The sequence below is a fragment of the Geobacillus sp. DSP4a genome, assembly GCF_013096875.1.
Taxonomy (GTDB): Bacteria; Bacillota; Bacilli; order Bacillales; family Anoxybacillaceae; genus Geobacillus; species Geobacillus thermophilus.
Genome location: NZ_SDLD01000004.1, coordinates 86177 through 97218, shown reverse-complemented (window position 1 = coordinate 97218; position 11042 = coordinate 86177). Strand labels below are relative to the sequence as shown.

Annotated in this window: 5 protein-coding genes, 1 pseudogene and 1 other annotated feature; of the genes and pseudogenes, 3 read left to right on the top strand and 3 right to left on the bottom strand. The window is 46.7% G+C overall.

All coding sequences use genetic code 11. From position 1 onward, the window contains the following. The coding region (locus ETC02_RS02900; RefSeq protein WP_171698032.1) for a transposase at positions 1 to 206 on the top strand (206 nt) is incomplete at its 5' end. 317 nt (positions 207 to 523) lie between these two features. Here the strand turns inward: ETC02_RS02900 and ETC02_RS02895 are convergent. After that, positions 524 to 4288 carry a right-handed parallel beta-helix repeat-containing protein gene (locus ETC02_RS02895; protein WP_171698031.1) on the bottom strand — a complete coding sequence of 1255 codons (3765 nt, stop codon included), beginning with the start codon at positions 4286 to 4288 and terminating at the stop codon, positions 524 to 526. Positions 4289 to 4432: 144 nt separating this feature from the next. Between ETC02_RS02895 and ETC02_RS02890 the strand changes: the two genes are divergently transcribed. Then, positions 4433 to 5311, top strand: coding sequence for an IS982 family transposase (locus tag ETC02_RS02890; protein WP_087959983.1), 879 nt, complete (start codon positions 4433 to 4435; stop codon positions 5309 to 5311). A 101-nt stretch (positions 5312 to 5412) separates the two neighbouring features. On the opposite strand, the pseudogene ETC02_RS02885 reads toward ETC02_RS02890, so the two are convergent. After that, positions 5413 to 6212: pseudogene (locus tag ETC02_RS02885) on the bottom strand (IS982 family transposase). Between the two features lie 87 nt (positions 6213 to 6299). Then, a complete protein-coding gene (tyrS, locus tag ETC02_RS02880) occupies positions 6300 to 7559 on the bottom strand; it encodes a tyrosine--tRNA ligase (protein WP_171698030.1) in 1260 nt (419 codons plus the stop codon). A 54-nt stretch (positions 7560 to 7613) separates the two neighbouring features. Further along, positions 7614 to 7838: a binding site (T-box leader), on the bottom strand. Positions 7839 to 8004: 166 nt separating this feature from the next. On the opposite strand from tyrS, the gene ETC02_RS02875 reads away from it, so the two are divergent. Next, positions 8005 to 10764, top strand: coding sequence for a transglycosylase domain-containing protein (locus tag ETC02_RS02875; RefSeq protein WP_171698029.1), 2760 nt, complete (start codon positions 8005 to 8007; stop codon positions 10762 to 10764). The last annotated feature ends 278 nt before the right edge of the window (positions 10765 to 11042 follow it).

The window sequence follows — 11042 nt, the reverse complement described above, 5'->3', positions numbered from 1 at the left end:
AAGATCGGTTAGAGCTCGTCTTTTTGCCACCATACAGTCCGCAATTGAACTTGATTGAAGGGCTATGGAAATGGCTGAAATCAGACGTGATTTACAACGTGTTCTATTCGAGTGTGCAAGAAATTAGAAAGAATGTCCAAGCCTTTATTCAGCGAATCAACCAGAAACCAGAACAAACGATCGATCGTTTGTGTGTTCAGTTGTAAATCTTTAATTCAACTTATATATATAGATGCAACAAAGAAGTTTAACATATCCTTGACAGAAAAGTGGTTTGCCCATTTTCGACTGTCGAAGGCAAGCGTGTGGCTTGCCTCCGTCACGCCTTAGGGTGACGGAAGACCGAACAACGACTCGCTTCACAGACCCATTCATGGGTCTTTAAGCGGCGTTGTTCGGTCACTCGACAGTCGGATGCAATGACCGGCAAAGACAAAAAATGTTAAAGCTTTAAATTGCATCTATATAGCACCACGGGTTATCTTCACACTAAAATGAAGGCAGAAAATGTTCATTTAGCACGTTACTTTTTTATAGCAGGGTTAATGTCCTCTGCCAATATGGTTTTCGTTATCTCCTGTGTACGTTTTTCTTTTGGCATTTTTGCTACCCTATAGTCTATATTCTTTATCGCTTCGTTTACAACATTTCTAGCAAACCCAGCGTTACCAAATGTATGATCTCGATTTTCATACGCGGATTCGTAATAGGCGAAAAGGCTTTTACGTGCTTCACCGTCTAATCTATATCCCTTTTCTTGAAGCATTAACTCGCTAATTTGCATCAACTCAGATGGAGTATAATCTTCAAATTCAATACAACGGACAAAACGTCTGCGTAAACCGTCATTACTATCTAAAAATTGTTCCATTTTTTCTTTATAGCCTGCGACTATGACAATGAATTTTCCTCGATCGTCCTCCATACGTTTAAGTAATACTTCAATTACTTTATGACCCGGATCGTGTGCACCATATTGAGTAAGCTGGTACGCTTCATCGATAAACAATGTTCCTCCCATTGCTTGGTCAATATAACGAGCAATGAGTTTTTCGCTTTCACCAGGATAGGCACTTACCAATTTATCGCGGTTTACCTCTACTAGATCTCCTCGTTCTAAAATCCCCAGTGCTTCGTATATTTTCGCTATAATACGAGCCACCTCTGTCTTTCCTGTTCCTGGACTCCCAACGAGTAACGTATGTGGAGATAACTCCGCTAAATCCCTTCCCTCTTCCTTGTAAAAACGAACAAGTGTGACGAGCTTTTCAATTTCGGCTTTTACTTGATCCATCCCAATCATACGATGTAATCGCTGTAGAGTTTCTGATAATAGTGCTTCATTAATCGGGAGGTCAAACGTTTTCGTTTCTTTCTTAGGCAACACGGCTTGCACATCTTCTGCCGTTAATGTTAGCAGAAATTCCTTCGTCCATTGTTCCCTTGGCACTCGCATACATCGCTGCGCTTGAGCTTGAAGCATCCCATCGACGTAATTACGGACAGTCCGAGCATTGGAGAAGAATCGATCCCTTTTCCTCCATAACAATGTAAATTCTTTATGTAAAGCTTCCTCTGCATCCTGTGAAAGTTTGCGTTTTTTATCTCTCACCATTTTCCTAGCAATGTCCACCATCTCATCAGGTGTATAGTCTTGAAGATGGAAATATTGCGTAAATCGGCTTTTTAATCCGGGATTTGCTTCTAGAAACTGGGCCATTTCCTTCTCGTATCCCGCTACAACTACAACAAATTCACCCTTTCTATTCTCCATCTCCTCTAGAAGCACTTCAATTGCCTCTGGCCCAAAATCGTTTTCAGAACCTTTATTAGTAAGGGCATAGGCTTCATCAATAAACAGTATACCACCCATGGCTTCATCGATTTTCTTTTTGGTTTTGGGTGCTGTATGACCTATATATTCTCCGACTAATTTTTCACGATTTGCCTCTACAACATGTCCGGAAGACAATAATCCCATGGCTTTATAGAGCTTTCCTAACAACTTGGCTACAGTCGTCTTTCCAGTCCCCGGATTTCCATATAGTACGGTATGGGAGGCCGCAATTTTGACATTTTCGGATTCAATCCCAAAGTTAGCGAGCTCTTGGTTAAACTGTATATATTCAATGGTTTCCCGAATTTGTTTTTTTACGTTTTCCATTCCAATTAAGGAGTCTAGTTCCTCTAAAACCTTATTTAACTCTGATATATTGCCATCTGAAAACTGATGATAAGAATTGTCCTGTTTCTTTTCCTCATCCTTTCTTTCTTCCTGTTTAGTTGTTGAACCTAAAATTACAACTTTACTATCTTCAGAGATTTCAATATCCTGTATAAAATTTCCGTATATTTCACAGTTTTCCAATACGCCATACCCTTGTTCTTTTACCCATACACCTGTGCCTCTATTATCATAAATTTTACACTTTTGCAGGGTTGGATTTCCTTCCTTGTCTATTACTACTGCAGGGCAGTCTTCGGGTGCGTTGTATATCTCGCAATTCTCCAGCCTTCCACGGCCTTTTTTGGTTACGACCAATCCATTTGACTCGCCCTTGTAAATCTTGCAGCCCCTTATCACCGGATCCCCTTCACTTTCTATACATACATTTGGATACGTGTTACTGTAGATTTCACAATTCTCGATCATCCCGCGACCTTTTTCTTTCACCAAAACTCCATCTGTCTCGCCCTTGTAAATCTTGCAACCCCTTATCACCGGATCCCCTTCACTTTCTATAGCTACATTTGGATACGTGTTACTGTAGATTTCACAATTCTCGATTGTCCCGCGGCCTTTTTTGGTTACGACCAATCCATTTGACTCGCCCTTGTAAATCTTGCAGCCCCTTATCACCGGATCCCCTTCACTTTCTATATCTACATTTGGATACGTGTTACTGTAGATTTCACAATTCTCGATCATCCCGCGGCCTTTTTCTTTCACCCAAACTCCATTTTCCTTACTTTCGTAAATCTTGCAGCCCCTTATCACCGGATCCCCTTCACTTTCTATATCTACATTTGGATACGTGTTACTGTAGATTTCACAATTCTCGATCATCCCGCGGCCTTTTTCTTTCACCCAAACTCCATTTTCCTTACTTTCGTAAATCTTGCAGCCCCTTATCACCGGATCCCCTTCACTTTTTATACATACATTTGGATACGTGTTACTGTAGATTTCACAATTCTCGATTGTCCCGCGGCCTTTGTTGGCTACGACCAATCCATTTGTCTCGCCCTTGTAAATCTTGCAGCCCCTTATCACCGGATCCCCTTCACTTTCTATATCTACATTTGGATACGTGTTACTGTAGATTTCACAATTCTCGATCATCCCGCGACCTTTTTCTTTCACCCAAACCCCATTTTGCTTACTTTCGTAAATCTTGCAGCCCCTTATCACCGGATCCCCTTCACTTTTTATACATACATTTGGATACGTGTTACTGTAGATTTCACAATTCTCGATTGTCCCGCGGCCTTTGTTGGCTACGACCAATCCATTTGTCTCGCCCTTGTAAATCTTGCAGCCCCTTATCACCGGATCCCCTTCACTTTCTATATCTACATTTGGATACGTGTTACTGTAGATTTCACAATTCTCGATCATCCCGCGACCTTTTTCTTTCACCCAAACTCCATTTTGCTTACTTTCGTAAATCTTGCAGCCCCTTATCACCGGATCCCCTTCACTTTTTATACATACATTTGGATACGTGTTACTGTAGATTTCACAATTCTCGATTGTCCCGCGGCCTTTGTTGTTTACATATACACCATTCATCAGATTATTATAAATCTTGCAATCTCGTATAGTCGGGTTGCCTTTGGTAGTTATGAAAATACCATTTCTCTGAGTATTATGAATATTGCATCGCTGGATTACCGGATTGGTATGTAAATTATGAACTCGTATGCCACCCCCGATATCCGAACTAATGTTGCAATCCTCTAAAATTAATGAACCCATAGGTAGATCAACGGCATAATAATATTCGTTTTCCTTGCTTTGTCCTCCCTGGTGAATAGTTATTCCACGAACAATGGCATGTTCCGTCTGCATGAGAATAGCAGAGGTATTTTTACTGTAAAGAATAATTTCATTAACGGGACCATTGCCAATAAGCTCTATCTCTTTATCGATAATAATATTTTCATGATAGGTACCTGGTTCAACAAAAATTTTGGCCCCAGGCACTGCATTTTGTATGGCCGCTGTAATCGTCTTATATTTAGAAAAAATTTTTCTTGAAACAGTTATCTCTTTATTACCAAACATAAATACCCCTCACCTATCATTAGTTCTAATTTATTAGCAATACCCGTGGTGCTAGATAAAATGAGATAAGTATAAAAATAGCCCTTGCATGAAGGATCGCCTTTAAAATGAAAGTGCTACCAAACATTCAAAAGGAGAGTTCACATGCAAGAGCACTTTCATTTTACAACAGACGAAGCGAAAATTCAAAAACAATATGCAGCGATTTTATTCTTTGTATCTGGACAATTGTCTTTAATTCAGATGTATTTACAACGTCGAAATCGCCATTTGTTGAAGCAAGAAGATGAGGTCATCATCGCCGTCCATGTTCTTGGAAAGTTGTTAGGTTTTACATCCGAACGAGCTTGGCACCGATTTGTGATCGGAAACTTATTTTCGAAAGATTTATTTCCTGAACGCTCTCGATATAACCGTCGTTGTCGAAATCTTGGCTTTGCCGTCAAATGGATCCGATATCAACTAGCCAAACGTGGGCAACATCATGCTTATGCGGTAGTGGATAGCTTACCCATTGAACTCTGCCACCACGCACGAATATATCGCGTCAAACGGTTTCAAGGAATCGCAGATATTGGGTATTGTGCATCCAAAAAGATGGCTTACTATGGATTGAAGCTTCATCTCCAGATCACTGACCAAGCGCTTCCGATGGGATATGTCGTCACCGAAGCATCCTGTCACGACCGGACAGCTGCGGAAACCGTGATGGTCCAACTTCCTCATCCGTATACACTTGGTGACAAAGGATATGTGAGCCAAGACTTGCAAAAGAAGCTGTATGATGAATACAAGATCACTTTTTGGACGCCCGTTCGGAAAAACCAGAAAATCCATCAATCGAAAGCATGGAAACGATGGATGAAACGAAAGCGCAAAGTCATTGAAACCGTGTTTTCCGTTCTCATTGATCAGTACCGGATCACAGAGATTCGATCCAACTCTGTTTCTGGATTTGAATCATCTTTGGATGGCATTTTACTCGCTTATTCACTCGTCATTCTTGGGCTAGTTGAGCGTTAAAGTTCAACTAGCACCACGGGTTATATCATTTATTTTAGTAATAATATTAATTTTCTAAATATTATAACCATTATTTATATCCCCCTGGTGCTAGTGGAGCGTTAACACTCAACTAACCGAAGAACAACAAAGGAGTAAGCCAGTAAAATCCCATCGAGTGCCGTTTCAAATCCCGAAATCGAGTTCGCTCGAATCTCGATGAGCCAATACGAATCGCTGAAAATCGAAAACACGGTTTCAATCACTTTGCATTTTCATTTCATCCGTTGTTTCCATGAGATGGATTGGCGAATTCGCTCATCTTTTCGAACGGGCATTCAAAAAGCAACTCGATGCTCTTTGTACAGCTCCTTTTGTAGTTTTTGGCTGATGTACTCTTTGTCCACCTAGGTTTATGGATGTAGAATTTGCACTATGACGGTTTCAGCGGCACCCGATCATACACAAGATGATTCATTGATGGCGTATCCCATCGGAACTCCTTAATTGGTGATCTGCGGATAAAGTTTGAAAACGATCTTTTTCGAAGCACAATAGCCAATATCCGCTTCTCTACGAAACCGTTTGGTGCGATCCATTCGGAATGAATGACATAGCTTGAGCGGCAAACTGCCCACGACCGCATACACACGGTGTTGTCCACGCTTGGCCAGCTGGTGCTGCCCCACTTGATGGCAAAGTCAAGCGCTCGACAACGACAGTTGTGTCAAGAATATTCAGGGAACAAGCCCTTGGAAAACTAATTCCTGATCACAAACTGGTGCCAAACCTGTTCGAAAGTGAAGCCTAACAACTTTCCAAGTGCACGAATCGTGATGATAACTTCTTCTTTCTGTTTCAACAAATGGAGAAAATGAATTTGATTGAGGTAATTTTTAAGAAGGTTTTTAAACACTGATATATCAAGTGAGATGAAACAATTGAGTTCTACTCGCGTTAATGCGCAAAAAAAGCTCCGAAATGCCGATGCATTTCGGAGCTTTTTTGTTTAAGCGTAGCGGATTAAATAATACTTCTTCTTGCCGCGGCGGATGACGGTAAACCGCCCTTCGAGGCGGTGCTCGGCGGTCAGGACGGCGCCCGCGTCTTGGATGCGCTCCCCGTTCACATAAATGGCGCCGTTTTGGATGTCTTCGCGCGCTTGTCGCTTCGATGGCGAAATGCCGGCAGAAACGAGCAGCTCGACAAGCGGAACGTCGCCTCCTTCATGAACGAATGACGGCACATCTTTGAACCCTTGCTCAATTTCCGCCGCTGTCAAATTGGCAATGTCGCCGCTAAAGAGCGCTTCAGAAATGCGAATCGCTTGCCTGAGCGCCTCTTCGCCGTGCACGAGCTTTGTCACTTCCTCAGCAAGCGCCTTTTGGGCCGCCCGCTTCTCTGGGGCCTCACGAAGCTCTTGTTCAAGCGCTTCGATTTCCTCTTTCGACAGGAACGTAAAGTACTTCAAGTAACGGATCACATCGCGGTCATCGGTGTTGATCCAAAACTGGTAAAACTCGTACGGCGACGTTTTCTCTTTGTCGAGCCAAATCGTGCCGCTTTCCGTTTTTCCAAACTTCGTCCCATCGGCTTTCGTCACGAGCGGAACCGTCAAACCGAATGCTTTCGCCTCACCTTTCGTTCTGCGGATGAGCTCAAGCCCCGCCGTGATGTTGCCCCATTGGTCGCTGCCACCGATTTGTAGTCGGCAACCTTCCGTTTCGTACAAGTTGAGGAAGTCGTACGCCTGCAGCATCATATAGCTGAACTCGGTAAACGAAATGCCCATTTCAATGCGCGACTGCACCGATTCTTTCGCAAGCATGTAATTGACGCTGAAATGCTTGCCGATGTCACGCAAAAACGAAATGACATCAAGCGGCCCGATCCAGTCGTAGTTGTTTTTGATTTTCGCTGGATTGCTCTCAGCCTCAAAATCAAGAAACCGCTCGAGTTGCGCTTTGATTCGGGCGCTCCACGTCTCGACCGTCTCCTTGGCGTTGAGCGTGCGCTCGCTTTTTCTGCCACTCGGATCGCCAATCAACCCGGTGGCGCCGCCGACTAAGGCGATCGGTTGATGCCCCGCCTGTTGGAAGCGACGCAAGGTCATGATCGTGACCAAATGGCCGATATGCAAGCTGTCTGCTGTCGGGTCAAACCCGCAATAAAGCGTCACCTTCTCCTCATTCAGGAGCTTTCGAAGCCCATCCTCATCCGTCGTTTGATTGACAAGTCCGCGCCATTGCAGTTCTTCAAGCAGGTTCATGTTTTTCTCACCTCTTTAATGAATGTCGTCAAAAAAGAAAACACCCGCCCTGCATGAAGGGGCGAGTGTTCGTCGCGGTACCACCCTACTTAGAAAGCATGTTGCTTTCTCGCTCATTTCGGTAACGGCGCATGCCGGCAGACGGCTACTAGGCGACAAAGCCGTTCACCATCGCTGCTCGGGGAGGTAATTCACGTTTGCCTATGGACTGGCTCGCACCACCCGCCAGCTCTCTGCACCAGGGAGACAACCGCTACTTGTTCCCGTCATCGCGTTGTCGTATCCAAAATTATATACTTTATATACTTTCTTTTACCATATTCCTTGTTCACTGTCAACCCCGCATTTTTCCGCCAAAAACGGTGAAAAAACAACAAAATTCCACAACGGCGCCCGACGGTATGGTATACTGATGGCGAAGATTTGCCACTATAGGGGGGCCGGCATGGAACGAAAACCATTCCGTATTTCTGTCGAGAAAGCATGGCGTTATTTTTGCCTTACATACGACATCGTCTGGAACGCCACCTTAATGCTGCTCATCGCCGCGCTCTGCCTCGTTTGCTTTGCCGCCGGCGCCGGCGCCGGCTATTTCGCCTTTCTGGTTAAAGACTTGGCTGTCCCTTCGCCGGACAAAATGAAAAGCGAGATTTACAGTTACGAAGAAACGAGCCATATGTATTTTGCCAACGGCGTCTATTTAGGCCGGTTCCGCTCCGATCTCGACCGCGAGGCGGTGCCCCTTTCCGACGTTTCCCCGTACGTCGTGCAAGCGGTGATCGCCACCGAGGACGAACATTTTTACGAGCATGATGGCGTCGTGCCCAAAGCGGTCATCCGCGCCATCTTTCAAGAGGGGGCAAACACGCCGGTCAAAAGCGGCGGCAGCACGCTGACGCAGCAGCTTGTCAAAAACCAGATGCTGACGAGCGAAGTGTCGTTTGAGCGCAAAGCGAAGGAAATGGTATTGGCGCTGCGCCTTGAGCGCTTTTTTTCAAAAGAAGAGATTTTGGAAGCCTACTTAAACGTCGTCCCGTTCGGCCGCAGTTCATCGGGCCGCAACATCGCCGGCATCCAAGCCGCTGCCCAAGGAGTGTTTGGCGTTGACGCCAAAGAACTCAATCTCGCCCAAGCGGCGTTTTTAGCCGGCTTGCCGCAAAACCCGTTCGTCTATACACCGTTTACCGCTGATGGGAGCGTCAAGCAAGATGTCTCAGCCGGGCTCAGACGAATGAAAACGGTGCTGCGCCGGATGAAGCAGGCCGGCTATATTTCCGACAAGCAATACCAAGAAGCGCTCGCCTACGATGTGACGAAACATTTCGCCCCGCCGAAGCCGTCGCCGTTTGAACGCTATCCGTTTTTGACGATGGAAATTGAGCGGCGGGCGAAAGAGGTGATTGCGGAAACGTTCGCCAAGCGCGACGGCCATTCGGCGAAAGAGTGGGGGCGCGATCTCGCCCTCCGCCGCCGCTATCTCGGCGAGGCGGAAAAAGCGCTGCGACAAGGGGGATTGCGCATTTATACAACGATCGACAAAGACATTTACGAACGGATGCAGAAGGTGGCCGCCCGCTACCCGTATTACGGAAACGACAACGTCTATTACACCAAGGACGGCAAAACCGGAAAAACAGTCGCCCATCGTCAGCCGGTGGAAGTCGGGGCAATGCTGATTGAAAACAAAACAGGCAAAATTATCAGCTTTGTCGGCGGCCGCGATTACGGGCGCGAGCAGCTCAACCATGCCACCCAGGCGCACCGCTCGAACGGCTCCACAATGAAGCCGCTTTTAGTGTACGCACCGGCGATGGAGATGGGCGTCATTCAGCCCGGCTCGATCATTCCTGATCTTCCGCTTTCGATCGGTTCGTATAAGCCAAAAAATGCGGATGGAAAAACGCACGGCCTTGTCACAGCGCGGCGCGCGCTTCAACATTCGTACAACATCCCGGCTGTTCGGGTCTATACGAAAATCCAAAACCGCCATCCGGTCGACTATTTGCACAAAATGGGGATCACAAGCGTCTCAAAACAAGAAGAGGCCAACCCGACCTTGGCGATCGGCGGAACGCACATCGGCGTCACCGTCGAAGAAAACGTCAACGCCTATGCGACGTTTGCCAACTACGGGTCGTTCGTCGATGCGTATATGATCGAGAAAATTACCGACAAGGACGGAAACATCATCTACCAGCATCAAACGAAGCCCGTTCCCGTCTTTTCCCCGCAGACGTCGTACTTGATGATTGACATGATGCGTGATGTGCTTAATGGCGGGACCGCCTCTTCAGTGCGGCGCTACTTGACCTTCTCCGCCGACTGGGCCGGAAAAACCGGAACATCCCAAGACAAGCGCGATTCGTGGTTTATCGCCGTCAATCCAAGCGTCACGTTCGGTGTTTGGGTCGGCTACGACCATCCAGCGCCGCTGGAGTCGCGCTACAAAGGGCTTTCCTACAGCCAGCGCACCCAGCTGTTATGGGCGCAATTCATGAACGCCGCCTATGGCGCCAAGCCAAAACTCATCGCCCCGCCAAAGCGGTTTTCCATGCCGGGCGGCATCGTTCGCCGCGCGTATTGTGCCACGAGTGGATTCAGCCCGTCATCGGCATGTAAAAAAGCTGGACTCGTTCGCTATGATTTATACAATACAAAGTTTACGCCGCGGCAAGGAAGCGATGACTATTTGATCGAGGGTCGGGTTGTCGTCATTGGCGAGCATCGGTATGCAGCGCTCGAGACGACGCCGGAAGAGTTTGTCACCCGCGAGGTCGTTGTCAATCCAAAATTGCTCGATCAGTGGGGAATCAATAGAAAGACATCGGTCGGCGATGCGTTCGTTGTTTCCACCTTAAAAGACAATGGACGCGTGCCCGCCCCACCGGCCGCCCGCCTGAATGACAATCAGCTCGTCTGGGCTCGCCACGGAGAGCGCGATGTCATCGGCTACCGCGTCTATCAGGTAAGCGAAACCGGAAAGCGGCAAATCGTCGCCATCATCAAAGCGGGGGAAACGACTTCCTTTTCCGATCTCAAACCGGGAGCAACATATTACGTCACCGCTGTCGATATTGCTGGCCGGGAATCAGCACCATCAAGCAAAGTCGCACTGCCGGCCGCCCAGTCCTCCCCGCCGGCCAATTCGCCCGCTAGTGCGGACAACGCGGAAAATAGCGAAGCTCCCCCATCTTCTTCTAGATAAATATTATGAGGCTTTCCAACCAAACAGTTGGAAAGCCTTTTTTATGAGCGGGCACCTATTTTTCGACCGGCAGGAGAACCTCCTTTCGCCGCCTATATACTCGTGGTCGTTCGTTCCACTTCCTCTCGCTCGTCTTTTATGCCTTGTCATCCCACTTTTTCAACCGTTACGTCTCCCGTTGTCTTTTTCCGTCACGGAGTCGTATGAATGGCGAACAACTGACGGAGCATTGCATCATCTGACGCTATAAGAAAAAGCGCCCGGAAAGCGCAACATTC

Excerpts from the sequence above, each read along its gene's own strand:
- ETC02_RS02895 (WP_171698031.1), bottom strand. The coding sequence starts at position 4,288 with ATGTTTGGTAATAAAGAGATAACTGTTTCAAGAAAAATTTTTTCTAAA.
- ETC02_RS02890 (WP_087959983.1), top strand. The coding sequence starts at position 4,433 with ATGCAAGAGCACTTTCATTTTACAACAGACGAAGCGAAAATTCAAAAA.
- tyrS (WP_171698030.1), bottom strand. The coding sequence starts at position 7,559 with ATGAACCTGCTTGAAGAACTGCAATGGCGCGGACTTGTCAATCAAACG.
- ETC02_RS02875 (WP_171698029.1), top strand. The coding sequence starts at position 8,005 with ATGGAACGAAAACCATTCCGTATTTCTGTCGAGAAAGCATGGCGTTAT.